Raw genomic sequence first — 25399 nt, 5'->3', positions numbered from 1 at the left:
ACAAGAGAGAACATGATGAACCAGCAGCACCAGGACCTGATCGACCGCGACCGCAAGGTGACCTTCCACGCCTCTTCCCACCTGCGCGACTTCGCCAATGGCGATGCCCCGGGCCGGGTGATCACCGGCGGGCAGGGCATCACCATCCGGGACAAGGACGGGCGCGAGTTTATCGATGGCTTCGCCGGGCTCTACTGCGTCAATATCGGCTATGGACGCACCGAGGTGGCCGAGGCGATCTACCAGCAGGCCCTGGAGCTCTCCTACTACCACACCTATGTGGGGCACTCCAACGAGCCGCAGATCGCCCTCTCCGAGAAGATCATCGAGCTCGCCGGACCCGGCATGTCCAAGGTCTATTATGGCCTGGGCGGCAGTGATGCCAACGAGACCCAGCTCAAGATCGTGCGTTACTACAACAACGTGCTGGGGCGCCCCCACAAGAAGAAGGTGATCTCGCGCCAGCGTGGCTATCACGGTTCGGGCCTGGCCACCGGGTCGCTGACCGGCCTCAAGGCGTTCCACGACCAGTTCGACCTGCCGCTCGAGGGTATCCTGCATACCGAGGCGCCTTACTACTATCATCGCGGCGCCGAGCAGCAGGGCATGAGCGAGCGGGAATTTTCGGCCCACTGCGCGGAGAAGCTCGAGGCGATGATCCTGGCCGAGGGCCCCGATACCGTGGCGGCCTTTATCGGCGAGCCGGTGCTCGGTACCGGTGGCATCGTGCCGCCGCCGGCGGGCTACTGGGAGGCGATCCAGGCGGTGCTGACCCGCTACGATGTGCTGCTGATCGCCGACGAGGTCGTGTGTGGCTTCGGGCGCATCGGCGCCGACTTCGGCAGCCATCACTACGGGATCAAGCCCGATCTGATGACCGTGGCCAAGGGCCTGACCAGCGCCTACCAGCCGCTCTCCGGGGTGATCGTCGGGGATCGCGTGTGGCGGGTGCTCGAGCAGGGCACCGGTGAATACGGCCCCATCGGTCACGGCTGGACCTACTCCGGTCATGCCCTGGGCTGTGCCGCGGCGCTGGCCAACCTCGAGATCATTGCCCGCGAGAAGCTGGCCGAGAATGCCGCCGAGACCGGCGCCTATCTGCAGCAGGCCATGGCGGATGCCTTCGCCGACCACCCCATCGTGGGCGATGTGCGTGGCGTGGGCATGCTGGCGGCACTGGAGTTCTCTGCCGACCCGGAGACGCGCCAGCACTTCGACCCGGCGCTCAAGGTGGGCCCACGCATTTCCGCGGCGGCGCTCGACGAAAACCTGATCGCCCGCGCCATGCCCCAGGGCGATATCCTGGGCTTTGCACCGCCGCTGATCGTCAATCGTGAGCAGGTCGACGAGATCGTTGCCCGCGCGCGTCGTGCGGTGGACCGGGTCACCGATGAGCTGGTGCGCGAGGGGGCGCTCAAGACAGTGGCGGCACCGGTTGCCTGACGCCACCTTTGATATCTGAGCTCACTAGAGCCATCTCATCGCCGCGGGCCTGTCCCGCGGCGATGTCGTTGATGGCATGGCCGAAGCCGGGGCTTGCCTTGTGGGCCGAGCAGGCACACCCTCGGGGCATCGTCCCGCAGTGAAGGAATGCTTCTTATGACACAGGTCCTGGCCTTCGACGTCTACGGCACCCTGATTGACACCCTGGGAGTGCTCACCGAGCTGGAGCAGCGTCTCGATGCCCTGGGCAAGATGGCGCTGGCGCCGGAATTTTCACGTCGCTGGCGTGACAAGCAGCTGGAGTACAGCTTCCGGCGAGGGCTGATGGGAGGCTATGTCCCCTTCAGTCAGTGTACCGAAGAGGCCCTGGTATTTACCGACCGAGCCCTGCAGGTCGGGTTATCCGAGACGGACCGTGCCCACCTGATGCAGGCCTACGCCAGGCTCCCGGCCTTTGCCGATGTCGCCGGAGCCCTGCGCCGACTCAGCGAGGCCGGCGTCACCTGTGTGGCCTTCTCCAATGGTACCGGGCAGGCGGTGGAGGGGCTGCTGGAGCAGGCCGGTATTCGCGACCATTTCGAGACGGTGATCAGCGCCGATGAGGTCAAACGCTTCAAGCCGGACCCTGCCGTCTACGCCCATCTCCGCTATCGGCTCGAGAGTGAGCCGGGTGACACCTGGCTGGTCTCCAGCAATCCCTTCGACGTGATCGGCGCTCGTCATGCCGGCCTGCATGCGGCCTGGGTGCGGCGTAGCGCCGAGGCCCCGTTCGATCCCTGGGGCATCGACCCCGACCTCACCGTCGGCGACCTTGCGACCCTGGCCGAACGCCTCGGCTAAGCGGCGGGCGCCGAGGCCCCGTGGCCGGTACACGCCTCGGGGCCTCAGGGCCTCGGAGGAGGGACCTCCGGGGGTGTCACTCGACCGCTTCGCCAACGGTGACAATGCCGCGTTCGGCCAGCTGCAGCGGACGGGCGTCGTCCTGTGTCCACTCGGCCATGGAACCGTCGTACATGGCGGCGTTGTCGAAGCCGCCAATCTCGCTGAGCTGGAACCAGCCGCTGGCGGCCCAGTGGCCGGTATTGCAGAAGGCCACGGTGGGGGCCTCGGGGTCCAGGTCGAGTGCCTCGATATTGGCCTTGAGCCGCTCGGGTTCGAGGTAGTAGGCGCCGTCGCGCTCGACCAGGGCGTCGTGATGGGGCAGGTTGACGGCCCCGGGAATCGTGCCGGGGGCACGCGCCGCCGACGATTGGGTCTTGCCGGTGTAGAAGTCCACCGGGCGGGCATCCACCAGCGTCTCGCCGGTTTCGATGGCCGCTTCCACCTCCTCGGTGGTCGCCAGTAGCTCTTCCTCACGGTTGGCCTCGAAGGTAGCTGCCTCGGGGGCGTCATAGGCGCCGCTGGCGACCTCGAAGTCCTGGGCCTGCCAGCCGGCGAAGCCGCCGTTGAGTACCGCTACCTCGTCATGGCCCAGAGCCTTGAAGGTCCAGTAGATACGTGCGGCACTGCCGAAATCGGTGGCGCCGGTGCCGGCCGACACCACCACCACGGTGTCGTCATTGTCGATACCCAGCTCACCGATCAGGGTCTCGAGCGCCTCGATGTCGGGCATCAGGCCGGCGACGCCGTCGCGATTCTCGCGCCAGCCGGCGTCGGTATAGCTGGAGTAGCGGCTGCCCGGAATGCGGGCCTTCTCGAAGGAGGCACGGTCGCCGCCGTTGTCGATGCTGGAGCGAACGTCCAGTACCACCAGGTCATCGTGACCCAGCTGGTCGCTCAGCCACTCGGCATCGACCAGAGGGGAGGGGGGCTGGGCATGGGCGTGCCCGGCCAGGACCAGCGCGCCGGCAGCGATCAGGAATCGAGTCCGCATGGCGAGTACCTCGTCGTCGGGAAGGAAGATGCCTTCATGCTGCAACGATCTGTCACCCTCTCGCCAAGAATGCTTGTCGACACTTTTATTCGAAAAAGGAATATCAGCCGGGCTATCGTCCTCGTTTTACGCATGTCGCTGACCCGAGCATGGAGCGCCTCAAGCCTTCACCAACGCACCACTGATGAATGCGACAGGCGACGAATGAGTTGCTATTCCTGTAAGGAGTCGCCATTCGCCACGACCCAGTCACCAGCTATCCAGGATTCCCGACTGGTGCAGAGGAGATTCGAGCATGCCCCAGGATTCCACGACTCGGTACTTCTGGCTGAGTGGCCAGCGGGCCGCCGCGCAAGACCGCTTCTTTCGCGAAGCCCTGGAGGCCCAGGGATGGGTGGAGGGAGACGAGGCCCACTGGGATGCCGCCTGGGTTACCGGCATGCCGGCGCCGGGTCAGTTTCGCCGCGTATCGCCGCGCCGCAAGCTCAATCACTTTCCCGGCAATGCCGCGCTGACGATCAAGAGTCGTCTGCATGAGAGCCTTTCCCGCATGAAGGCGAGAGTCGGTGAGGGCGTGGGCGAGGAGGGCGAGGGGCATCCTCTGCTGTCACGCCTGACCTTCTTCCCTCCTGCCTGGGTGATGCCCCATGACTACCATGCCCTGCAGCGGGCGGCCCTGGCGGCGCCGGAAAGGCGCTGGATTCTCAAGCCCACCAACGCCTCCAAGGGCAAGGGGATAAGGGTGCTGCGTGACGCCGCCGAGGCACCCGTCAGCCCGAACTGGTTGGTCCAGGCGTATCTGGATCGCCCTCATACCCTTCGTGGCCACAAGTATGTGCTGCGGCTCTATGTGTTGATCAGCTCGCTGACCCCACTGAGGCTCTATCTCTACCACCAGGGCTTTACCAAGCTGGCCTCCGAGCCATGGGATCCCGATGACGCCGATAACCCCTACAGCCAGCTCACCAACCCCGATATCAACGCCCTGAACACTCGTGTCGAGGTGCCGGTGGAGTTTATCGATCTCGAGCGTTATCGCGCCTGGTTGCGTGACCAGGGCCACGACGACGATGCCCTCTTCGCGAGGATCGAGGACCTGGTGGCGCTGACGGTGATCTCCGGCGTGGATGCCCTGCGCGCTCGCACCGCCGAGGTGGGTGCCGATCCGCGCGGCGGCTACGAGCTGCTGGGTATCGACTGCATGATCGATGACGACCTCAAGCCGTGGATACTGGAGTGCAATCTCAGCCCGTCGCTGGACACCTGCGCGGCGCCGGAGGATGGCGGCATCGTCGAGGAGCGTATCAAGGGGGAACTGGTGCGCGACATGTTGCGGTTGGTGGATATTACCGGTGAGTCTGCGCCGGAGCCGGGAGACGACTCGCCAACGGCGCTGCTTGCCGAGGCCCGTGCCGAAGAATCACGGGCCGGTGGTTTCAAGCGCCTGCTGCCCTCGGTGAGCCCCGAACGTTATTTGCCCTTCTTTTCGCTGCCTTCGCTGGCGGACATGACGCTGGCCGAGGCGCTGGCCGGGTACGCTCTACCTCGCCCGCGCCTGGCGCGACGCCGGGTCACCGAACTGCATGAGGCCGATAGCCTGGCACTTTATGCCGCCGACACCGGAAGGCTCTATCGTCCCAATGATGCCGCGGCGTTGATCTGGCTGCTGGCGACCGAAGGGCTCGACCCCGATGCCATCGCCGAGGCCTTGTGGGCGGCCAGTACCGAGCCGCTCGCGCCCGGGGTGCTGCGCCGCCAGGTGTGGGAAACCCTGGGGGAGTGGTGTCGTGATGGACTGCTCTGCCAGACAGAAGCGGCTGTGCAGGACGCCTCTGATCGGGGCGAGCCGGTACGGGCAGACGTGATCGCCGATGCCGAGCCGGCCACATGGAAGCTTCGCCATGCTGGCCGAGCCTGGGCACTGCGAGTCGCCGATGCCGCGGCCGAGAAGCGCCTGGTCGAGGCGTTCGACAGCGGGCTGGAGCCCTTGCTGCCGGAGGAGGCGGGGCAGCTACCTCCACTATCGCTGCTTGCGGCCCCCGCCGGTTACACGCTGGCCGAGGGCCGCCGTGTGGTGGCAAGCCGCCTGACGCTGGCGGAGGTGGTGCCGGCGCTTTCCACCCTGCTGTTGCGACTGGCGGCGCGTTCCGGTGAGCCGGTGCTGGACGTGGTCTGTTGGCAGCCAGGGCCCGGGGACATGATGTTGCTGGCCGTCGATGATCAGGCCTGTCGCGAGACCCTGGCGTCTTCGCTCGGCGAAGGGCTGAGCCGTGGTGCCAGGCTGGCGTTGCAGGATGGCATCATGCATGTCGAGCCCCTGGGGCTGCCTTTCACCGGGCACGGCCATATGGCGGATGGCGGCAGCACGGAACGCGGCGCGACGTCGTTTCGCCTGGTGACGCTGGAGGCACGCCAGGATGCCGTATCCGTGGGTCTCTCACCGCAGACTCGGCTCGATGCCCTGGCGGCGTTGCTGCCGCGTTGTCACACCGGCGAAGGCGGCGTGCCCTCGGCCGACCTGATGACGCGCCTCGATGCGTGGCTGGAGGGAATACCGCGCCATACCCTGCACCTTGCCGCAGATGATCCTGGTCTCTTCGCCGAGCTTGCTCGGTTGAATGCCACCCCGGCCGGCGAGGTGGCGGCCGAGGTATGAGCCGCTGGATCGCCTGGCGGCCATGCATGACGAGGCGCCACCAGGACGCTTCGTCACCCGGTGGCAGGCACGATGCTGGCCTGCTGCTGTCATCACGATGGAGGTCATGTCATGACTGAGATAGAAGAGCAACGCCGGACCCTGATCGCACGGCTTGGCCGTCGCTTGGGCCATGCGGCACCCGCCCTGGCGCTGGTGGCCAGTGGTGCCGCCATGCAGGCGGTCGCCGCCGAGCCCGACGAAGGCGTCTATACCAGTGGCCAGGAGGCACCGTTGATGCTCGCCGAAGGCGGTGCAGAAGGCGGTGCAGAAGGCGGGGCGGAAGATGCTGCCGAGGCCGGCACACAAGAGATGGACAAGGCGCAGGCCGAAGCCGAAGGGGAAGGAGAGGCCGAAGCAGAAGCAGAGGGAAAGGCAGAAGCGGAAGGAGAGGCAGAAGCCGAGGGGGAAGGCGCCTATTGATGTCGAGCAATCGCCACGCCGGCCTTCCTGGCCGGCGTGGTATCGATATCTCCGGGCAGCCATGAGGAGGACACATGGAAGAGACCGACCTGCCAGCGTGTGTCGACACCCTGGTCGAGGAGAATCGCTGTAGCCTGTATCAGCTGGAGTCGCTGCTGGTGGCGGTCTCCCCGACAGCGTATCGCCACGGCTTCGATGCCGAGGCTCGCCAGACCCTGGGGCGTCATGTGCGCCATATCCTGGATCACTATCAGGCGCTGCTGAATGGCGTCGGTGTCGCCTGCATCGACTACGAGGCGCGTGTCCGGGAGCCTGATCTGGAGCAGGATCCGGCCGTGGCCCGAGAGCGGCTGGGCCAGATCCGTGAGGGGCTGACCCGGCTGGGCGAGTACGCCACCGCGTCACTTCAAGTGAGATACCCGGTCGATGAAGCGGGAGACAGTCTCTCGTTGACCACCAGCCTGGCCCGTGAACTGGCCTTCTTGACCAGCCATACCGTGCACCATATGGCGTTGCTTCAGGTGCTGGCGCGGCCGCTCGGGGTGAAGCTGCCCGCCGATTTCGGTGTGCACCCCTCCACGCTGCGCCACTGGCGGCGTCAGGCCAGGGAGATGGAAGACGCTGGCTGTCTTGTCGGTCACCAGCTTTCATGCCGTGTTGATGATGGTGGGGGGCACGGTAATATACTGGAATCGAGTCATGGGCCTTTTCCATATTTGTGAAATTTGATCAACCTGAAACAGCATTCGCGGAGTGAGACATATCATGAGGAAGTTACTGATCGGGGCGGCGATGACCATGCTGGTGGCCATGCCCCTGATGGCGCAGGCGGAAGAGCATGGAGTCATGCACCTGCAGTCGAGCGATGATATTGAACGTGTCGACCAGCGGCTACGCGGCGCCCTCGAGGAGAAGGGGCTGACGCTGATGACGGTGGTCGACCACGCCGCCAATGCCGAAGGGGCCGAGCTGACACTGCCGGCGACCCGGACCTTCATCTTCGGTAATCCGAAGGTGGGAACGCCGATGATGCAGTGTCAGGGAAGCATGGCGCTGGATCTGCCCCAGAAGATGGTAATCCGCGAGATCGACGAGGGTGTCAGGCTGGAATGGAACTCGCCCCATTACCTGGCCGAGCGTCATTCCCTGGAGGAGTGCGACCTGCCGCTGGACAAGGTCGCGGGCGTGCTGGAAAGCGTGGCGAGCGCTGCCGCCGGCGAGTGATATCAGGGCAGTTGATATCAGGAAAGTCGATATCAAAGGCAGTACCGACGGGCCTTCAGCGCCCGTCGTCTTCTTGACCGGACTCGTGTTGATCGGCCTCGTGGTCGGGGCCGTATTGTCTGGCGGCCTCGCCAAGCAGCGAAAACTGCCTGTCACACTGCCGGCAGGCACCGCACATCGACAGGTGAAACCGTAGCGAAACCCTTTCCTGAAGGGTGAGTTCGCGTTCGTGTTTGAGTGACATCAACCGTGTGGCTTCTTTGCACATCATCATGAGGTTTCTCCTTCCAACCAGCCCTTCTCGATGCATTGGCGTAGACGAAGACGCGCACGGTGCAGGATTACCCAGCAGTTGTTTTCCCGAATCTCGAGCAGCCGGCAGATCTCCTCGGTAGAGAGCCCCATCAACTCTCGCAGCGAGAAGACCCGGGCGGCGTTCTCCGGCAGGGCGATCATGCAGGCGTCGAACACCCTCCAGAAGTGCTGGCTTTCGACGACGGCGTCTGGGTCTCCCCAGTTTGCCGGGCGTGAATGGGCTTCCCAGCGTCCGTTTTTCCGAAACTGTCGATCGATGACCTCATCATCCCCCTCTTCGTCGAGAGGCTGGAGGTGTCCCTGGCGTTTCTGATAACGCATGATATCGAGAATCTTGTACTTCAGTATTCCAAACACCCAGGTGTCGTAACCGGAACGCCCCGCGAAGGTAGCATCCTTCTCGATCGCCGCCATCAGCGCCTCCTGAACGGCATCTTCTGCCATCGTATTGTTTCGCAGATGCATCCTGGCGAAAGAGACCAGTCTTGGCCTGATCGCTGAAAGGCGCTCCAGGCGTGTCGATCGATGATTGGCAAACCTGTCACCCGTGCTTGGGGCCGGGCCTTCCATAAGAATTGTCTCCAATATCTCGGGTGTGGCAGGCGCTGGAATTTCCAGTGCCCGCCTTTCGTCGCCGTGCCGTGGGTATCATTACACTGTCATCGGCGGCACTGGACTTTGCTTCAACTATCCCATTCTCCCCTTCGAGGAGTGGCTGCGGGAGGCGTGCCGCCAGCGCCTCAGATCCTCTGGGCGATCGACGTCCCATACCGTGGCCGGGCAGGCCAGGCGCCAGTCCAGGGCATCCAGGCGTTGACGTGTCTGGGCCATGACGCGTTCGCTGCCCCAGTCGATACCGGTGAAAAGGCTGGAGTGGGTCTCGTTGAGGCCGAGCAGCGCATAGCCACCATCTTCTGCCGGCAGACAGACGGCGTCGTGATGGTTCAGTGCCTCGGCACAGGTGTTCAGCAACTCGGGAGTCAGTACCGGGCAGTCACTGCCGATGACCATCGCCGGCCCCGGCGTCAGCGCGAATCGCATGCGCTCTCCCAGGTCGCCCTCGGTCTGTGCATGCCGGGCGATGCCGTATTGCGTCGCCAGCTCGCGAAACAGCGGGTGTTCATGCTCGAGGGCCGTCCATAGCGCGATCTGCTTCGTCGGCAGCGCCATGCAGGCCACGGCCAGGGTATGGCGTAGCAGGTCCGCATGAACGCGAGCGGCCTCTTCGGCACCGCAGCCTGGAATCAGGCGCGTCTTGACGCTTCCGGGCACCGGGGCCTTGGCCAGGATGGCGAGCCTGACCCCGCCGGCGATACGTTCAGCGCACATGTCGATACTCCCTGGCCAATGTCTCGGGTGACACTCCCCGCCAGTATCGCCAGCGCAGTTGCCACATCAGCCAGATGGTACGCCAGGCGCCCTGACTGTCCCAGCGGCGCCCGGAGCTGGTCACCCTTGAGCACAGACAGGCCGGTGGAGAGAGTCGCCGGAGGCGACGACTGATGGCGATATCCTCCATCAATGGCTGGTCGGGGAAGCCCCCTGCGGCATCGAAGGCGGCGCGCGTCATGAACAGGGCCTGATCGCCGGTAGCGATGCCGGTCAGTCGTGAGCGCAGGTTCATGGATCGGGCTACCACCGGCAGCAGTCGGCTATCGCCCTCGAGGTGGATGTCGAACCTTCCCCAGCAGCGCTCCCGCGAGAGTGCCTTGCCGATATGGTTGTCGGCATTGTCGGGCAGGTGTGTGTCCGCATGTAGAAAGAGCAGCACCCGACCACTGGCCATCTCTGCCCCGCGGTTCATCTGTCGCGCCCGCCCGCTGGGTGCGTCAATCACCTTTTGGCAGTGAGGCCGGGCCAGTTCAGGGGTACCATCCCGGCTGCCGCCATCGATCACGATCACCTCCGTGCCACGTTGGCGCAGTGGTTCAAGCCTGTTCAGGGTGGTCGTGATCGTTGCCGCTTCATTCAACACGGGAATGATCAAGCTGAGGGGGGGAGTAGGCATCGTCGCCATGGCCATCATGATATGGAAGCGTAAGGATACCGCACGAACGACGACTCAGACCCACTATGTTTGCTGCTCTTTCCTTTTCAGGCCCGAGGAGGCCCAATGCGTTCACGTCGATTGATATTGCTGGTGCTGGTTGTCACCCTGGTGGTGGCGTTCTTTCTATCCGGTGCCAATGATTACCTGACCCTTGAGGTCCTGCAGGCCGAGCAGGCGCGCTTTCATGCCTGGATGATGCGCGAGCCGGTGACGGTCGTCGGGGGCTTCTTTTTGATCTATGTCGCGATGGCGGCACTGTCCCTGCCGGGGGCGACCCTGATGACCCTGCTCAGTGGCGCCCTGTTCGGTCTTGGCTGGGGACTTCTACTGGTTTCCTTCGCCAGCACCCTGGGAGCAACCCTGGCGGCCCTGATCGCGCGTACCCTGCTGCGTACGCCGCTGGAGCGGCGCTATGCCCGCCAGCTGGAGCGCATCAACGCCGGTATTCTTCGCGAGGGGGCCCTGTACCTCTTTACCCTGCGCCTGATCCCGCTGTTCCCCTTCTTCGTGATCAATCTGGTGGTGGGGCTGACGCGCATGCGGCTGACCACCTTCTACTGGGTCAGTCAGCTGGGCATGCTGCCGGGTACCGTCGTGTTCGTGAATGCCGGTAGCGAGCTGGCCGCGCTGGAGTCGCTGGGCGATATCCTGTCGCCCTCGTTGCTGCTCTCCTTCGCGTTGATCGGCCTCTTTCCCTGGCTGGCCAAGGGGGTGGTCGCGCTGGTTCGTCGCCGCTCCCTGGCTCGCCAGTATGGGCGTCCGACGCAGTTCGACCGTGACATCGTGGTGATCGGCGCGGGATCGGCGGGGCTGGTGGCCAGCTATATCGGCGCCGCCGTACGCTCCCGGGTCACCCTGGTAGAGCGAGAACGCCTGGGGGGAGACTGTCTCAATACCGGCTGCGTGCCCTCCAAGGCACTGATTCGTGCGGCGCGCTCGGTCAGGGAAATCAGGCAGGCATCGCGCTATGGGGTCCAGGTGGCGGAGCCCGAAGTGGACTTTGCGGCGGTGATGGCCCATGTGCAGGGTGCCATCCAGAGTATCGAGCCCCACGACAGCCCCGAGCGTTATCGAGGCCTGGGCGTGGATGTCCTCGAAGGGGAGGCGCAGTTGACGACCCCCTGGGAGGTCAAGGTAGCGACGCCGGAGGGGGAGCGTACCCTGACCACGCGACATGTCATCATCGCCAGTGGCGCGCGGCCTCGGGTGCCCGAGCTGCCCGGCATCGAGGCGGTGACGGTGCTCACTTCCGATAACCTCTGGCAGCTCGACAGCCTGCCCGAGCGTTTGATGGTGCTTGGCGGTGGCCCGATTGGCTGTGAGCTGGGGCAGAGCCTTGCCATGCTGGGCAGCCGGGTGACGCTGGTGGAATCCGCCGCCCAGCTGGTGCCACGCGAGGATGCCGAGGTGGCCAGGGAGCTCGAGGTCGCCATGCAGGAAGAGGGGGTGCAGCTGCTGCTGGGCCACCGCGCGCTGGGGGTCGTCGCCGACGGCGAGGGCCATGCCCTGGAGGTGGCCGATGCGGATGGCAATACCTCGCGCCAACCCTTCACGCACCTGCTCGTGGCCGTGGGACGAGAAGCCAACGTGGCCGGCATGGGTCTCGAGGCACTGGGGGGCGACACCCGGCAGAACGGCACCCTGGAGGTGGATGAGACGCTGCGTAGCGTGCTGCCTAACGTCTGGGCCTGCGGCGATGTAGCCGGGCCCTACCAGCTGACCCATGCCGCCGCCCATCAGGCCTGGCACGCCACGGTCAATGCCCTGTTCGGTGAGGTCAAGCGCTTCCCGGTCAGTTATCGGGCGCTGCCGGCGGTGACCTTTACCACGCCGGAAATCGCGCGGGTCGGCCTCAATGAGCGTGAGGCTCGAGAGAAGGGTATCGATGTCGAGGTAACCCGCTATTCGCTGGGTGAGCTGGATCGTGCCCTGGCCGAGGACGAGTCACGGGGCTTCGTCAAGGTGCTCACTCGCCCGGGGGGCGATCGTATCCTGGGGGCCGTCATCGTTGGCGCCGAGGCGGGGGAAATGCTGGCGACCTTTACCCTGGCGATGACACGCGGGATCGGCCTCAACCGCCTGCTCTCCACCATTCATCCTTACCCCACTCGCAGCGAGGCGGTAAAGGCTACCGCCGGTGTGTGGAAGAATGCGCACAAGCCCGAGCGGCTGCTCGGATGGCTGGCGCGCTACTTTGCCTGGCGGCGCGGCGAGGGGAGGGCCCCCGAGAGTATCGGAGAGAGGGATCACCAGGCCGAATCGTTCAAGCGAGGGTGACCAGCGGCCCGCCAGCGTCCTCGGCATCTTCATGGTCGTGGGTCACCAGCAGGCTGGGCAGGCCGGCGTGACGCAGCCGATCGAAGACCAGCTGGCGCATCTCGTGGCGCAGCTGACGGTCGAGCCTCGAGAAGGGCTCGTCGAGCAGTACGGCGGCAGGCTCGGACAGCAGCAGGCGTATCAGCGCGACGCGCGCCTGTTGGCCGCCGGAGAGGGTGGTCGGGTCGCGGGGGCCGAAGCCGGCGAGGCCCACGTCATGAAGCGCCTGTTCGATGCGGGCGTTCTTGTCCTTCATGTGTCGGGACATGCCGAAGCGCAGGTTGCCGGCCACCGAGAGGTGAGGGAACAGCAGGGGATCCTGAAACAGCAGGCCGACGCCTCGCGCCTCGGCGGGCAGGGCGGTGATATCGCGCCCCCGCAGCCACACCTGCCCCCGAGCCTCGAAGGCGGGGTCGAGGAAGCCGGCTATCATGGCCAGCAGGGTCGACTTGCCGGCGCCCGAAGGGCCCATCACGGTCAGTACTTCGCCGGGGCCGATGAGGGTATCGATCTCCACCAGCGTTCGCCCTCCCAGGGCGAGCCGGACCTCTTCAAGAGCCAGGGTATGTGATGTTGTCGTCATTGCGCTCCTTGCATGCCGCGACGGTTTGACCACAGCAGCCGGGGTAGGCCCATGGCGATGATAAACCCCAGCAGCGGCAGGGTGGCCTGAACCAGCGCCCAGACGCCGGTCACGCGACGATTGCCGCCGCTGGCCAGGGATACCGCCTCGGTGGTGACGGTGGAAATGCGCCCGGCGCCCAGCAGCTGGGTGGGCAGATACTGCCCGATACTGACCGCCATGCCTACGGCGGCGGCGGTCAGCAGCGGTGCCAGCAGCATGGGCAGGCGTACCCGCCAGAAGGCGCCGTTGGGGGAGTGACCCAGGGTCAGGGCGAGCCGCGTCCAGCGTGGGTCGAAGCGTCGGTAGCTTTCGGCCATCGACAGGAAGACATAGGGCAGCACGAACAGCAGGTGCGCAAAGATTACCAGGGCCAGCCGGGCACGGATTTCCAGGCTCTCCAGCAGCACCACCAGGCCAAACAGGAAGGCGATCTGGGGCACGATCAGCGGCAGGTAGAGTAGTGTCATGGCGGTGACACGCCGGTTGGGTGCAGTGGCCGCTCCGTTCTTGCCAGCGCGCCGGCCGTGACGCTGCTCATTCTCCAGTGCCGCCAGGGTCAGCAGCATGGCGAGCAGGGTGGCGCTTGCCGCGATGATCAGGGAGGTGGTCACGGGGCTGCTCAGGGCAGGGAGCGCCGACTGCCAGTGCCCCAGGGTCAGAGTGGTCGGCAGCGCCTCGGGAAAACGCCAGAAGCCGGCGACGGAGTAGAGGGCCAGGCCACCGAGCCCCAGCCCGGCGGTGAGCGTGGTGGTGATCAGAAAACTGCGGCCGGTGAGGCGCAGCCAGCGCTCGCCGCCGCGTCGCTGGCCGTTCACTACCCAGCGTCGGCCCAGTCGTCTTGCCAGGCATTCCAGCCACCACCAAATGAGCAGGGCCGCGAGGGTGACGCCCAGTTGCAGCACGGCACCGGCCGAGGCCAGAAAGCGTTTTCCAAGATCGGGGTCATGGAACCATTCAAGAATCGAGACGGCCAGTGTCGGTGGCAGTGTCGGCCCCAGGATCATCGCGACATCCACCACCGAAGTGGCGAAGGCGATCACCGCGTAGATCGGCAGGCGAATCAACGGATAGAGTGCCGGAGCCACTCCCTTGAGCCAGGCGATGGTGGGTCGATAGCCCAGCGAGCGGGCCAGGGCCACGCGTCTTGGGGCATCAAGCTGGGGGAGGGCCGCCAGGCTCATCAGCAGCAGGAAGGGGAGCTCCTTGATGATCAGGCCGGCCATCAGGCTGAGACCCCAGGAATCCTGGACGATCAGCAGATCCGGCGGTCTTTCCCAGCCGGTCATCCACGGCGAGAACAGCCGTGCCAGCAACCCCGAAGGGGCGATCAGAAAGGCCAGACCGAAGGCTGCCGCGGCGTGAGGCAGCGCCAGCAACGGCGACACCGCCCGGCGCAGCCAGTGGTCGAGTCGGGTGTCGGCGGCCGCGGCCAGGAACAGCAGCACCACGACCAGTGACACGGCGGTGGTAAGCAGTCCACTGGCCAGGCTGATACCCACCGAGCGTGCCAGCCCCGGCTGGGCCAGTAACTCGCGCCATGGGGCCAGGCTGAATGTCTCGCCGCCCAGTGTGGGTAGATAACCGAAGGCCGGTAGCAGCACCATCGCCACGCCGGCCAGGATGGGCCCGACCAGTACAGCGACAATCACGAACGGCGTCAGGCGCAGCCACATGGCGTCCGGTGCCTCCTGTGTTCCTGCACTGCTTGCCTCACCGGGCGACGTAACGTGATTGCCACGCTTCCTGCAGGGCCGTCATCCAGCTGGGGTGAGGTTCAGGCAGGGTCCTCGACAAGGCCTCGGGGGCAAGCATGGCGGCATTATTCGCATCGACGGTGAACAGTCGGCGGGTGGCGTCGTCCAGGTGCGCCACGTCGAGTACCGTGCGGTCGCCCCAGACGGCGAGATCCTGTTTGTGGGCCTGGGCCACGGGAGAGAGCAGGAAGTCGGCTAACACCAGGGCACCTGCCTTGTGCGGCGAGTTGAAGGGAATCGCCACGAAGTGGACGTTCCCCAGGGTGCCATCGTCAAGCACATAGCTGCGGGTGCTGGCGGGCAGCTCGAAGTCGGCTACCGCCGCAGCCGGCTCGGAGGGGTAGAAGGTAAAGGCCAGGGAGAGTTCGCCGGCCCCCATCAGGCTGCGCAGCGCCGGCCCCGAGTCCGGGAACTGCCGCCCGCCACGCCACAGGTGCGGGTGCAGGGCATCCAGGTAGTCCCACAGCGGGGCGGTAACCTTGGCAAAATCGCTCTCTTCCACTGGTGCATAGAGGGGCTGGCGATCGTCGACCAGGGCGATCAGTGCCTGTTTGAGAAAGGTGCTGCCGGTGAAGTCGGGAATACGCGGATAGCTGAAGCGCCCGGGGTTGGCGCGGCTCCAGTCGAGCAGTGCCTCGATGCTGTCGGGAGGACTCTTCACCTCCTGACTGTCCCCGCGGAGCTCGTCGCTATCATAGTAAAAGGTGATCTGCGCCTTGCCCCAGGGCGACTCGAAGCCTTCGGTGGGCAGGGTGAAGTCGGTGACCATCTCGGGGTTGTTCGCGGGGCGCGTCAGGGCGAAGTTGGGCAGCGTCTCGGCGAAAGGACCATAGAGCAGGTCATGCTCACGCATGGCGGCGAAGTTCTCGCCGTTGAGCCAGATCAGGTCGATGCTGCCATCATCCAGGTTGTCCGCCGCCTTCTCCGCGATGACCCGTGAGACCGCGGTGCTGGTGTCATCCAATTTGACGTGCACGACCTCGACACCGTGGGTCTCGGCCATCTGCTCGGCCACCCAGGCGATGTAGCCATTGGTGCGTGTATCACCGGCCCAGGCGTTCCAGTAGACCGTCTGGCCACGAGCCTGCTCGCGTACGGCCTGCCAGTCATCGGGGACGGGGCCGGCCGCCAGCGACGTGGCCGACGCCAGGCCGAGAAAGACACAGACCAGCGCGGTGGCCAGGTGGGCAGGGCGGTATCGAGACATTGTCAGGCATCCTGTTCCAGGGCGTTCGATAGGGTAATGGCCAGCGCGTCGAACTCGCGTCGGACATGGTCGATGGCGGCGGGGGAGAGGTAGTGGTCGACCCTGTCGCGCACATGAGCGATCAGTGCGTCATCGCTGAGCTCGGCAGACCAGTCTTCACCGCGTGCTCGGGTGTCCCGGGTGCGATCATGGCTGGCACGCCATTTGGCGCACCAGGTCAGTGACCACAGCCACATGGCGCGGCGGCAGGCGATCAGGGTGTCGAGCTCGCCGATGCCGGTGCGGGTCATCCAGCGGTGGTGGAAATCGGCCAGTTCGCTGATGCCGAGCACGGCATGACTGCTCGGGTCCCAGGTGGTGGAGGTGTAGAGGCTGGCGTGGGCCAGATCGAAGCCCGGCAATCCGTAGCGGCACTTCTCCAGATCGACCAGCATGGCACGACCCTCGGCATCGATCAGGAAGTTCCCCGGGTGCGCGTCGAAGCTGATCAGCCGTGGCCTCGCCGCCTCGCCGTGATCAAGCTGGTTCGGCAGGGATGCCAGCTCCTCTCTAACCGTCGTCACCACCTCGGCGGACAGTCCGGCCTGGTCGAGAAACTCGGCCTGGGTTGTCACCTCTGCGCGCATGGCGGCCCAGGGGTCGGCTGGTGCCAGCAGCGGGGCGCGTGCTTCGGCGGGAGGCAGCGCCAGCCCATGCAGGGCGGCGAGTGCCTCGGCGATCGCTGGCAGGTCGTCGGGCAGCCGGGCCGGTCGCCCTTTTACGGCATCCACCAGCAGGCCGCCTCGAGGCAGCGTTGTCGATGGGGGAAGCACGCCCTGCAGGGATGGGGTGTGTCCGGAGGGGCCGGCGCGTTCGAAGCAGGTGGCCTGGTAGTCCAGATTGGCGCCTGCCTCCAGGCCCAGCTGGCTCTGCTTGGGGAGTCGTGCCACCCAGTCATCGCCGTCACGGACGAGCCAGACATGATGATGGGCCAGCCCGGTGTCGGCCATCGGTCGCAGCTCACGTATCGCTTTCCGGTAGCCCTGCCGGGTCAGCGTCTCGGCCAGGCGCTCTCTCTGTGAGCCCCATGTCTCGGAGGGGCTCGCTTCGCTCGTGGTGCCTGTCATGGGCCTCCTCGATGGAATGACATCAATTTGCAAGAAGTGTCGTGGCGAAGCAGGGATCCTTACAGCCTCCGGCCGAGAGTTTCGCCCGGTCGCGGCTCCTGCCAAGACATATCGGCGAAGGTTAGCGGTCACGATGGCGTAGAATGTCGTCGGGAGAATAGCAATATCCCTTGGCCCTGTGGGCAATCATCGAGGAGAAGCACCGTGTCACATGATAACGACAAGAGACGTCGGCTGTTGGTTCGGTTGAGTCGGCGGGTGGCCATGACTGCTAACCAGTTCGACATGCCCGAGACCCGGCACCGGCTAGCCGGTGCCGGACTGGTGGGGCTCGTCCTCGTCGGTAATGACTCGATTGCGTCCGCCCTGCTTGGCGCGATAGCTGGCGGCATCGGCGCGGGCCAGGACGCCGTCAATGCCCTTGTCACCCGGTTGAAAGTGGTCGACGCCGATACTGGCGGTGACATGCCAGTGTTGTCCCTGGTATTCCAGCGAGTGGGTAGCGATACGCTTACGCAGCACCTCGGCGAGGGTCAGCGCCTGATCGACGCTGCAGCCGGTCAGCAGGACGGCGAACTCATCGCCACCCTGGCGTGCCGCATGATCATTGCTGCGTATCACGCATCGCATCGCTTCGGCGACCCGCTGCAGCATTTTGTCGCCCAGGGCATGACCGCCCCGGTCGTTGATCGGTTTGAAATGGTCCAGGTCGAGAAACAGTATCGCCGTCTGCACGCCGGTTTTCTGCCACTCCACCAGTGCCTCTTCCAACCGGCGTGTCAGGCCACGCCGGTTGAGCAGTCCCGTCAGGGGGTCGTGTTCCGCTTCCCAGCGGCGGAGCGCGTCGTCGTGACGGTGCTGGGTAATGTCGCGCACTGTTCCGACCACGCCGATGAACTCACCTTCCAGGTGTATCGCACGGGTATGAACATCCAGCCAGCGCTGACCGCCATCTGAATCCATGAAGCGGAACTGGCGCATGAAATCATGTTGTTGAGCAAGGCTCTGACGCCAGACCTCCCTGACTGGTTCGCGCTCGTCGGGATGAACTCTATTGGCCCAGCCAGCAAGCGTTTGATTGACGGATGAGCCGAGGATCTCGTGTAATGCTTCATTGAGAAAGGTGAGCCGACCCTGGGTGTCGGCAACGAACATGCCCTGGGGAGAAGCCGCCAGTGTCGCATTAAGCAAGGCCTTGCGGCGCGAGAGGTCATGCCGGCTGATCATGCGAGCCTCTTCGGTTTCGTTGATAATGTCGATGACCCGACGCAACTCCGGCATCCGAGTGGGGATCTCGAGGGTGTGGCGCTGTTCATCTCGAAGCTCCATGACCTGCCTGGCCAGCCTGGTCAGCGGACGCAGTGCCAGCCAGATCAGAAAACCGACTATCGGCAGCACCACACCCAGAACCCACAAGGCAGGACGCGTTATTCGCTGCATGCCGGCGATCAATGGTGCTTCGGCCTGATCCTTGGGCAGGTGCACGCCGACGATCCAGTCGGCCGGCCAGACCTGACGGTAAGCCACCAGCGCAGGCTGTCCGCTGATAGTGGTTTCCTCGGCCTCGCCTTGCCAGCCGTAGAGTGCCCGCTCCAATGCCGGGGGAGGGGTCTCGGGCAGCTCGGCGATTGCCTGACGCTGACCGGGTTGGTAAAGGCGCTGACCCGCCGCGGTAGTAATGGTGACATGGCCGCCTTCGCCCAGGCGCTTGAAACCCTTGAAAAGCTGGCTTTGGTTGATATTGACCAGCCCGCCCAGGAAGCCGGTGTAGTGCCCCTCCGCGTCATGCAGCGGCACCAGCATTACCACCAGGGGCTCACCGCTGAATCGGCCCAGGAAAGGGTCGCTTACGTGGGGATGCTGGAAGGCATGCATGAAACGCGCATAGTTTCGGTCGGGGAACCTGGCGCCTACTCGGTCGTTGCGGGTGGGCCACGCATCCATGATTCGGCTTTCGGTGTCGAACAGCACCAGGCCTTCGAAAAACGACGTCAAGGTGTGTGACTGCCCGGGATCGAGGGCGCCAGCAACCGGCTCGGGAATGTCCTGTGCGAGACGCTCCAGTTCCTGCAGGTGCTCGTTGACCTGATGCGTGATGGAGTTGCGGATCAGATCGGCTTCATAGCGCAGATGCTGACGGTTGGTGTCGCTGACCAACTGAGAACCAGCCTGCCAGCCGAATGCCAGCAGTGTTATGCAAAGCACCACCCACAATAATCCCGCGCCAGCCAGCAAGCGGCTGCGCAGGGTCAGCAACGGGAGTGTCAGTGGGTGCAGCCAACCCTGGAGCCGCGTCCTGACTCCTGGGCCGCCTTGTCCTGGGCGTTCTGTCATGGGCGAATATGCTGCCAGCGAGCGGCACCGAGCACCAGTCGCCATTGTGATAAGGCTTGCCGAATCCTGGGTGGCGCGTTATGTCGGGGTGTGTCGTGGGCAGTGAGGCGGCCTGCTACCCTGACTACTATGCAGACTGAATTATTCCGACGTGGTGCACGCTTCCGGATCTGTGCAACGTTCAGGAGGCAGGTATGAAGCCGTTGCGTACTCCGTGCTCACGGCGCATGGGGATGCTGATTAGCCTGGTCTGCCTGATGCTGGGAGCGTTTCTGCTGGTGCTCCAGGCTCAGGGTCAGCCCCGGGATGATGATCGCAGTGTGCAGGTGATGAGCGTGCAGGGCGCGATCGGCCCGGCCACCAGCGACTACTTTCAGCGTGGCCTGGAGCGTGCCGCCGAGGCGGATGTCGAGCTGGTGGTGGTGGAGATGAATACACCCGGGGGGCTCGATGCCGCCATGCGTGACATGATCCAGGCCATGCTTGCCTCGGAGGTGCCGGTAGCCTTCTTCGTGACCCCGGCGGGGGCCCGAGCGGCCAGCGCGGGTACGTATCTGCTCTATGCCAGCCACGTGGCTGCCATGGCGCCGTCGACCCATCTCGGTTCGGCAACGCCGGTGCAGCTGGGCGGGGGAGGGCTGCCGGGCCTGGGTGACGACGGGTCGCAACAGGAGGAAAATGGCAAGGGCGAATCCTCCGAGACGCAGGGCGCCCCGGATGAGGCGGGTGCCGCCGAGGAGGATGACGAAAAGGCCCCGCGGCGTGGCGAGACCGCCATGGAGCGCAAGGTGCTCGAGGATGCCGTGGCCTATATTCGTAGCCTGGCCGAGCGACATGGGCGCAATGCCGACTGGGCCGAGGCCGCGGTGCGCGAGGCGGTCAATCTTACCGCCGAGGCGGCACTCGAGAAGAATGTCATCGATGTGGTGGCCCGCGACATCGACGACCTGCTGGCACGGCTCGACGGCCTCACCGTGGTGATGGAAGATGGTGAGCGTTCCCTGGCCACGGCAAGCCTTGCCATTCAGCGCTTCGACCCCGACTGGCGCACCCGGCTGCTGTCCGTGATCACCGACCCCAACGTCGCCTACTTCCTGATGATCATCGGCTTCTACGGCCTGATCTTCGAGCTCGCTAACCCGGGCAGCCTGGTGCCGGGCACCATTGGCATCATCTGCCTGCTGCTTGCACTTTACGCCTTTCAGGTGTTGTCGGTGAACTACGCCGGCCTGGCGTTGATTCTGGTGGGGCTGGCATTGATCGTGGGCGAGGCGCTGATGCCCAGCTTCGGCATCCTCGGATTCGGCGGCATCGCCGCCTTCGTGATCGGTTCGGTGATTCTCATGGACGCGGAAAATCTGAGGCTCTCGCTGCCGCTGATCGGTGGCGTGGCACTGATCGCCTCGGCGCTGATGCTATGGGTGCTGCTGCGCTTCGCCGGCCTGCGCCGACGGCGTGTCCGCACCGGCCAGGAGGGGCTCGTGGGCAGCGAGGCCGTCGCGCTGGAGGATTTTACCGGGCCTGGCCACGTGCGCCTGATGGGCGAGCGTTGGAGTGCCCACAGCGTCGAGCCGTTGGTCCGGGGCCAGGCGGTGCGGGTTACCGCACTGGATGGCCTGACCCTGGAGGTCGTGCCGCTGGCGTCATCCGCATAAGGCAAGACCAAGGCAAGCCGGGAGGCGGTAATCCGCCGTCGCCCAATCGTTCAAGGAGTGGCAACCATGCTGATTTCCTATCTCGTGCCCGTCGTGCTGGTGGTGATACTGCTCGCCGCCTCGATCCGGATCCTGCCGGAGTACAAGCGTGGCGTGGTGTTCTTTCTGGGACGCTTCCAGTCGGTCAAGGGGCCGGGGTTGATCATCATCATCCCGGCGATTCAGAAGATGCAGGTGGTGGATCTGCGGGTGGTCACCATGGATGTGCCCGAACAGGACGTTATCTCCCAGGACAACGTCACCGTGAAGGTCAACGCCGTGCTCTATTTCCGCGTGGTGGACCCCGAAAAGGCGATCATCCAGGTGGAGAACTTCACCATGGCCACCAGCCAGCTGGCCCAGACCACCCTGCGCTCGGTGCTCGGCAAGCACGATCTCGATGAAATGCTCTCCGAGCGTGACAAGCTCAACGACGATATCCAGGAGATCATCGACAGCTCCGCCGAGGGCTGGGGCATCAAGGTGGCCAACGTGGAAATCAAGCATGTCGACCTCGACGAGAGCATGATCCGCGCCATCGCCCGCCAGGCCGAAGCCGAACGCGAACGTCGCGCCAAGGTGATCCACGCCGAGGGCGAGCTGCAGGCCTCGCGCAAGCTGGTAGAGGCCGCCAACGTCATGGCCGAGAACTCTGCCTCGTTGCAGCTGCGCTATCTGCAGACCATGAGCGACATGAGCAACAAGAATGCCTCCACCATCGTCTTCCCGCTGCCCATGGATATCATGGAGGCCTTCAAGCATATGCAGCAGTCAATGTCGGCCCGTGACCATCAGGCATCCGGCGGCAGCGATGATGCGGTCTGACTGCGTGCCACGGCCGGCGAGCCGTGGCACTCTGGGGTGCCCAGGTTGATCATGAGGTTGCCTTGGCACTTTCTCATCTGACTCGTCGCCAGCAGGGGCTGTTGCTGACCGGCACCGGTGTGCTGCTGATTTCTCCCGATGCGCTGCTGATCAAGGTGATCGGCCTTCCCGACGCCGAAATTCTGGTGTGGCGTGGGTTGCTTACCGCCCTGGGCTTCCTCGCGATTGTCGTCGCCCGCCATGGCCGCGGTGCGGCAACAGCCTATCGCCGCTGCGGCTGGACCGGCATAGGGGTGGCATTGCTGTTCAGCTTCTCGACCCTCGGTTTCGTGCTCGGCAACCAGTACACCCGGGGGGGGAATGTGTTGATGATCCTGGCCGGGGCGCCGTTGATCGCCGCGCTGCTGTCACGGGTTTTCCTCCAGGAGCGCTTGCCTCGGCGCACCTGGCTGGCCATTCTGGCCTGTCTGGTGGGGATTGTGCTGATTGCCCTGGATGACGTGGGAGTCGGTTCCTGGCGGGGTAACGCCTTTGCCCTGCTGGCCGCCACGGCGATGGCGGCCAACTTTACCCTCTGCCGGACGCGCCAGGGTGTCGACATGAGCCCCATGCTCACCCTGGCGGGGGTCATCGTGGCGGCCGCGGCGGCGCTCTACGGCCTGGCGGGCCCCGGCATGACGCTACCATCCGGCCACACCCTTATGTGGCTGTTGGTGCTCTGCCTGGGGCTGCTGCCGCTGGGGTTCACGCTGCTGCAGCGTGGGCCGCTCTATCTGCCCGCCGCCGAGGTGGGGCTGCTGATGCTGCTGGAAGTCGTGGTGGGCACGCTCTGGATCTGGTGGTTGCTCGGCGAGCGCCCGTCGCCGGCGGCCTTTGCCGGTGGCGCCCTGGTGTTGGGTAGCCTGCTGCTCAAGGGGCTGGTTGACCGCCGGGTCGAACGGGCCCGGCGTCCGGGGTGCAGTGCAGCATAGGCTCTGCTAGAATCCCGCGCTCACAAAGCACCTGTCTCCTCATGTTCTTCGTCGATGTCGTCGTCTTCGCGGCGACATCGCTCGATGTCGACGTATCTTCCTGCTCGTGATTGTTGTCCTCTCTGCAGTCATCCGTCGACGACAGCCCCTATTCACTCCTCCCTGACTGGACCGCAGCATGTACGCAACGATGAAACAGAGCTGGTTCTCCAATCTCAAGGGCGACACCCTGGCGGGTATCGTCGTCGCCCTGGCGCTGATTCCCGAGGCGATTGCCTTCTCGATCATCGCCGGGGTCGACCCCAAGATTGGGCTCTATGCGTCTTTCTCCATGGCGGTGATCATTGCCTTCGCCGGCGGCCGGCCGGGCATGATCTCGGCGGCCACCGGGGCCATGGCGCTGTTGATGGTGACCCTGGTCAAGGAACATGGCCTGCAATACCTGCTGGCCGCCACCCTGCTGACCGGTGTCTTGCAGGTCCTCGCCGGTTATCTGCGCCTGGCCGATCTGATGCGTTTCGTCTCGCGTTCGGTGGTCACCGGCTTCGTCAACGCCCTGGCGATCCTGATCTTCATGGCCCAGCTGCCCGAACTCACCGGCGTCACCTGGCATGTGTATGCCATGACGGCCGCGGGGCTGGCGATCATCTATGGATTCCCCTATCTGCCGAAAATCGGCAAGTCGATTCCGTCTCCGCTGGTGTGCATTCTGGTCCTCACCGCGGTCTATCTGCTCACTGGCATGGAGATCCGCACCGTGGGTGACATGGGCGAGCTGCCCGATACCCTGCCGGTCTTCCTGTGGCCCCAGGTGCCGCTCACCCTCGAGACGCTGATGATCATCCTGCCGTACTCGATCATGCTCACCGTGGTGGGCCTGCTCGAGTCGATGATGACCGCCACCATCGTCGATGACCTGACCGATACCCCCAGCGACAAGAACCGCGAATGCAAGGGCCAGGGCCTGGCCAATATCGGCACCGGCCTGCTCGGCGGCATGGCGGGGTGCGCGATGATTGGCCAGTCGGTGATCAATATCAAGTCGGGAGGGCGGACGCGCCTCTCCACCCTGATCGCCGGCGTGGTGCTGCTGCTGATGGTGGTGTTTCTGGCCGACTGGGTATCGCAGATTCCCATGGCGGCCCTGGTGGCGGTCATGATAATGGTATCCATCGGTACCTTCAGCTGGAGCTCCATCAAGGACCTCAAGAAGCACCCCATGAGTACCAATATGGTCATGCTGGCGACCGTGGCGGTGACTGTCGGGACCCACAACCTGGCGATCGGCGTCTTCGTCGGCGTCTTGCTTGCCGCCATGAACTTCGCCAACAAGGTGGGCAATATCCTCTACGTCGGCGTCGAGACGCCGCAGGAGGGCCAGCGGACCTATCGGGTCGTCGGTCAGGTGTTCTTCGCCTCCTCCGAACGCTTCGCCAAGGCCTTCGACTTCAAGGAAGCCGTGGAGCGAGTCACCATCGACCTGTCTCGCGCCCACTTCTGGGACATCACCGCCGTACAGGCCCTGGACCGCATTGTGATCAAGTTCCGCCGCGAGGGCTCCGAGGTGGAATTGCTCGGCCTCAACGAGGCGAGCGCCACCATTGTCGACCGCTATGCGATGCATGATGACCCCGAGGCCGTCGAGAAATTAATGGGAGGACACTGATATGACCGAACAGGTAATGGCCGCCATCGACGGCTCGAAGTTCTCGGAAGGAGTGTGTGACTATGCCGCCTGGGCAAGCCTGGCGCTGGGAGCGCCGCTGACCTTCCTGCATGTCAACGACAACCATCCCCAGGTCGCCGAGACCGACCTCTCCGGCAACATTGGCCTGGGCTCCCGCGAACACCTGTTGGAGGAGCTGGCCCAGCTGGAGGAAAAGCGTGCCAAGGTGACCCAGGAGCGGGGCCGGCTGATGCTCAAGGCGGCCCGGGAGCGAGCCGTCGAAGGCGGTGTTGACGAGCCCGCCGGCCGTCATCGCAACGGCACTCTGGTCGAGACCCTGGAGGAGCTGCAGGACGAAATCCGCCTGCTGGTGGTGGGGAAGCGTGGCGAGACCGCGCACCAGGACAGCGGCCACCTGGGCTCCAACCTGGAGCGGGTGGTGCGCGGTTTTCACCGACCGATCCTGATGGTGCCCCATGTCTTCAGCCGGCCCGAGAAGGCGCTGATCGCCTTCGATGGCAGCAAGACCACCCGCAAGGGAGTGGAGGTCCTGGCCAAGAGCCCGCTGTTCGAGGGCGTGCCGGTGCATGTGGTGATTGTCGGCGCCGAGACCGGCGACAATCGCTCCCAGCTCGACTGGGCGCTCAAGACGCTGACGGATGCCGGTCATGCGGCCGAAGGCGCCATTCTCGCCGGTGAGGTGGAGGCGACGCTGCGTGCCTATCAGGAAGAGCAGGGGATCGACCTGCTGGTGATGGGGGCTTACGGTCACTCGCGTATTCGTCACCTGCTGGTGGGCAGCACCACCACCGCCATGCTGCGCAAGGCCAGGGGGCCGGTGCTGCTGCTGCGCTGAGGTTGCCGAACCGATCCGCCTT

Annotated in this window: 22 protein-coding genes; 12 read left to right on the top strand and 10 right to left on the bottom strand. The window is 64.9% G+C overall.

The annotated features are described in order from the left end of the window. The first annotated feature begins 15 nt into the window (after positions 1-15). On the top strand, positions 16-1443 hold the full coding sequence (locus Q358_RS0106965; protein WP_027961390.1) for an aspartate aminotransferase family protein: 1428 nt from the start codon (positions 16-18) through the stop codon (positions 1441-1443). 156 nt (positions 1444-1599) lie between these two features. After that, positions 1600-2283 carry a haloacid dehalogenase type II gene (locus tag Q358_RS0106960; RefSeq protein WP_027961389.1) on the top strand — a complete coding sequence of 228 codons (684 nt, stop codon included), beginning with the start codon at positions 1600-1602 and terminating at the stop codon, positions 2281-2283. A 76-nt stretch (positions 2284-2359) separates the two neighbouring features. Here Q358_RS0106960 and Q358_RS0106955 read toward each other — a convergent pair whose 3' ends face one another. Further along, entirely contained in the window at positions 2360-3361 is a 1002-nt protein-coding gene (locus Q358_RS0106955) for a sulfurtransferase (protein ID WP_245598288.1), read from the bottom strand. 250 nt (positions 3362-3611) lie between these two features. On the opposite strand from Q358_RS0106955, the gene Q358_RS16785 reads away from it, so the two are divergent. From Q358_RS16785 to Q358_RS0106935, 4 genes are all read left to right on the top strand, one after another. Continuing rightward, positions 3612-5972 (top strand): hypothetical protein, encoded by a 2361-nt coding sequence (locus tag Q358_RS16785; RefSeq protein WP_051530230.1) that lies wholly within the window; start codon positions 3612-3614, stop codon positions 5970-5972. A gap of 111 nt (positions 5973-6083) precedes the next feature. Then, positions 6084-6434: a hypothetical protein gene (locus tag Q358_RS0106945; RefSeq protein ID WP_027961387.1), complete on the top strand. Its 351-nt coding sequence runs from the start codon at positions 6084-6086 to the stop codon at positions 6432-6434. Between the two features lie 74 nt (positions 6435-6508). Beyond that, positions 6509-7156 (top strand): hypothetical protein, encoded by a 648-nt coding sequence (locus Q358_RS16780; protein ID WP_051530229.1) that lies wholly within the window; start codon positions 6509-6511, stop codon positions 7154-7156. Between the two features lie 43 nt (positions 7157-7199). Next, positions 7200-7658, top strand: coding sequence for a DUF302 domain-containing protein (locus Q358_RS0106935; protein WP_027961386.1), 459 nt, complete (start codon positions 7200-7202; stop codon positions 7656-7658). Positions 7659-7713: 55 nt separating this feature from the next. On the opposite strand, the gene Q358_RS16775 is transcribed toward Q358_RS0106935, so the two are convergent. The 4 genes from Q358_RS16775 to Q358_RS0106915 all read right to left on the bottom strand — a co-directional run bounded on the left by Q358_RS16775 (position 7714) and on the right by Q358_RS0106915 (position 9981). Continuing rightward, the gene (locus tag Q358_RS16775; RefSeq protein ID WP_043487808.1) at positions 7714-7932 is read right to left on the bottom strand and encodes a zf-HC2 domain-containing protein; all 219 of its coding nucleotides are present in this window, start codon (positions 7930-7932) and stop codon (positions 7714-7716) included. Further along, on the bottom strand, positions 7929-8543 hold the full coding sequence (locus Q358_RS0106925; protein ID WP_051530228.1) for a sigma-70 family RNA polymerase sigma factor: 615 nt from the start codon (positions 8541-8543) through the stop codon (positions 7929-7931). The genes Q358_RS16775 and Q358_RS0106925 overlap by 4 nt, the downstream gene beginning before the upstream one ends. Before the next feature lie 117 nt (positions 8544-8660). Further along, positions 8661-9302 (bottom strand): TIGR04282 family arsenosugar biosynthesis glycosyltransferase, encoded by a 642-nt coding sequence (locus Q358_RS0106920; RefSeq protein WP_027961384.1) that lies wholly within the window; start codon positions 9300-9302, stop codon positions 8661-8663. Beyond that, complete coding sequence (locus Q358_RS0106915; RefSeq protein WP_027961383.1) at positions 9292-9981, bottom strand: TIGR04283 family arsenosugar biosynthesis glycosyltransferase; 690 nt, start codon at positions 9979-9981, stop codon at positions 9292-9294. Before Q358_RS0106915 ends, Q358_RS0106920 begins: the two co-directional genes overlap by 11 nt. A 105-nt stretch (positions 9982-10086) precedes the next feature. On the opposite strand from Q358_RS0106915, the gene Q358_RS16770 reads away from it, so the two are divergent. Further along, complete coding sequence (locus Q358_RS16770; protein ID WP_051530227.1) at positions 10087-12300, top strand: FAD-dependent oxidoreductase; 2214 nt, start codon at positions 10087-10089, stop codon at positions 12298-12300. Here the strand turns inward: Q358_RS16770 and Q358_RS0106905 are convergent. From Q358_RS0106905 to Q358_RS0106885, 5 genes are all read right to left on the bottom strand, one after another. Then, the gene (locus tag Q358_RS0106905; RefSeq protein ID WP_027961382.1) at positions 12287-12922 is read right to left on the bottom strand and encodes an ATP-binding cassette domain-containing protein; all 636 of its coding nucleotides are present in this window, start codon (positions 12920-12922) and stop codon (positions 12287-12289) included. The two genes, Q358_RS16770 and Q358_RS0106905, sit on opposite strands and share 14 nt — an antisense overlap. Next, complete coding sequence (locus tag Q358_RS0106900) at positions 12919-14637, bottom strand: ABC transporter permease (protein WP_027961381.1); 1719 nt, start codon at positions 14635-14637, stop codon at positions 12919-12921. Before Q358_RS0106900 ends, Q358_RS0106905 begins: the two co-directional genes overlap by 4 nt. A gap of 37 nt (positions 14638-14674) precedes the next feature. Then, positions 14675-15925, bottom strand: a complete 1251-nt coding sequence (locus Q358_RS0106895) for an ABC transporter substrate-binding protein (protein WP_051530226.1) — start codon at positions 15923-15925, stop codon at positions 14675-14677. A 2-nt stretch (positions 15926-15927) separates the two neighbouring features. Further along, complete coding sequence (locus Q358_RS0106890) at positions 15928-17031, bottom strand: phosphotransferase (protein WP_027961379.1); 1104 nt, start codon at positions 17029-17031, stop codon at positions 15928-15930. Positions 17032-17337: 306 nt separating this feature from the next. Beyond that, positions 17338-19239, bottom strand: a complete 1902-nt coding sequence (locus tag Q358_RS0106885; protein WP_169735507.1) for a sensor domain-containing diguanylate cyclase — start codon at positions 19237-19239, stop codon at positions 17338-17340. A 320-nt stretch (positions 19240-19559) separates the two neighbouring features. Here Q358_RS0106885 and Q358_RS0106880 point away from each other — a divergent pair, with 320 nt between their 5' ends. The 5 genes from Q358_RS0106880 to Q358_RS0106860 all read left to right on the top strand — a co-directional run bounded on the left by Q358_RS0106880 (position 19560) and on the right by Q358_RS0106860 (position 25377). Continuing rightward, a complete protein-coding gene (locus Q358_RS0106880) occupies positions 19560-21020 on the top strand; it encodes an NfeD family protein (protein ID WP_043487806.1) in 1461 nt (486 codons plus the stop codon). 66 nt (positions 21021-21086) lie between these two features. Further along, positions 21087-21884: a slipin family protein gene (locus tag Q358_RS0106875; protein ID WP_027961376.1), complete on the top strand. Its 798-nt coding sequence runs from the start codon at positions 21087-21089 to the stop codon at positions 21882-21884. 62 nt (positions 21885-21946) lie between these two features. Beyond that, positions 21947-22855, top strand: a complete 909-nt coding sequence (locus Q358_RS16765; protein ID WP_043487805.1) for a DMT family transporter — start codon at positions 21947-21949, stop codon at positions 22853-22855. 178 nt (positions 22856-23033) lie between these two features. Continuing rightward, positions 23034-24521 (top strand): SulP family inorganic anion transporter, encoded by a 1488-nt coding sequence (locus Q358_RS0106865; protein ID WP_027961375.1) that lies wholly within the window; start codon positions 23034-23036, stop codon positions 24519-24521. A gap of 1 nt (position 24522) precedes the next feature. Continuing rightward, positions 24523-25377: a universal stress protein gene (locus Q358_RS0106860; protein ID WP_027961374.1), complete on the top strand. Its 855-nt coding sequence runs from the start codon at positions 24523-24525 to the stop codon at positions 25375-25377. Positions 25378-25399 lie beyond the last annotated feature (22 nt).

The sequence above is a fragment of the Halomonas halodenitrificans DSM 735 genome, assembly GCF_000620045.1.
GTDB classification, from domain to species: Bacteria; Pseudomonadota; Gammaproteobacteria; order Pseudomonadales; family Halomonadaceae; genus Halomonas; species Halomonas halodenitrificans.
The sequence above is the reverse complement of the archived record's forward strand: the minus strand, read 5'-3'. Positions and strand labels throughout refer to the sequence as shown.

What these genes read in the sequence shown, in the direction of transcription:
- Q358_RS16775 (WP_043487808.1), bottom strand. Translation starts at nt 7,932, where the DNA reads ATGATGATGTGCAAAGAAGCCACACGGTTGATGTCACTCAAACACGAA.
- Q358_RS0106920 (WP_027961384.1), bottom strand. Translation starts at nt 9,302, where the DNA reads ATGTGCGCTGAACGTATCGCCGGCGGGGTCAGGCTCGCCATCCTGGCC.
- Q358_RS16780 (WP_051530229.1), top strand. Translation starts at nt 6,509, where the DNA reads ATGGAAGAGACCGACCTGCCAGCGTGTGTCGACACCCTGGTCGAGGAG.
- Q358_RS0106860 (WP_027961374.1), top strand. Translation starts at nt 24,523, where the DNA reads ATGACCGAACAGGTAATGGCCGCCATCGACGGCTCGAAGTTCTCGGAA.
- Q358_RS0106945 (WP_027961387.1), top strand. Translation starts at nt 6,084, where the DNA reads ATGACTGAGATAGAAGAGCAACGCCGGACCCTGATCGCACGGCTTGGC.
- Q358_RS16785 (WP_051530230.1), top strand. Translation starts at nt 3,612, where the DNA reads ATGCCCCAGGATTCCACGACTCGGTACTTCTGGCTGAGTGGCCAGCGG.
- Q358_RS0106895 (WP_051530226.1), bottom strand. Translation starts at nt 15,925, where the DNA reads ATGTCTCGATACCGCCCTGCCCACCTGGCCACCGCGCTGGTCTGTGTC.
- Q358_RS0106965 (WP_027961390.1), top strand. Translation starts at nt 16, where the DNA reads ATGAACCAGCAGCACCAGGACCTGATCGACCGCGACCGCAAGGTGACC.
- Q358_RS16770 (WP_051530227.1), top strand. Translation starts at nt 10,087, where the DNA reads ATGCGTTCACGTCGATTGATATTGCTGGTGCTGGTTGTCACCCTGGTG.
- Q358_RS0106900 (WP_027961381.1), bottom strand. Translation starts at nt 14,637, where the DNA reads ATGTGGCTGCGCCTGACGCCGTTCGTGATTGTCGCTGTACTGGTCGGG.
- Q358_RS0106925 (WP_051530228.1), bottom strand. Translation starts at nt 8,543, where the DNA reads ATGGAAGGCCCGGCCCCAAGCACGGGTGACAGGTTTGCCAATCATCGA.
- Q358_RS0106960 (WP_027961389.1), top strand. Translation starts at nt 1,600, where the DNA reads ATGACACAGGTCCTGGCCTTCGACGTCTACGGCACCCTGATTGACACC.
- Q358_RS0106875 (WP_027961376.1), top strand. Translation starts at nt 21,087, where the DNA reads ATGCTGATTTCCTATCTCGTGCCCGTCGTGCTGGTGGTGATACTGCTC.
- Q358_RS0106880 (WP_043487806.1), top strand. Translation starts at nt 19,560, where the DNA reads ATGAAGCCGTTGCGTACTCCGTGCTCACGGCGCATGGGGATGCTGATT.
- Q358_RS0106915 (WP_027961383.1), bottom strand. Translation starts at nt 9,981, where the DNA reads ATGCCTACTCCCCCCCTCAGCTTGATCATTCCCGTGTTGAATGAAGCG.
- Q358_RS0106935 (WP_027961386.1), top strand. Translation starts at nt 7,200, where the DNA reads ATGAGGAAGTTACTGATCGGGGCGGCGATGACCATGCTGGTGGCCATG.
- Q358_RS0106865 (WP_027961375.1), top strand. Translation starts at nt 23,034, where the DNA reads ATGTACGCAACGATGAAACAGAGCTGGTTCTCCAATCTCAAGGGCGAC.
- Q358_RS0106890 (WP_027961379.1), bottom strand. Translation starts at nt 17,031, where the DNA reads ATGACAGGCACCACGAGCGAAGCGAGCCCCTCCGAGACATGGGGCTCA.
- Q358_RS0106905 (WP_027961382.1), bottom strand. Translation starts at nt 12,922, where the DNA reads ATGACGACAACATCACATACCCTGGCTCTTGAAGAGGTCCGGCTCGCC.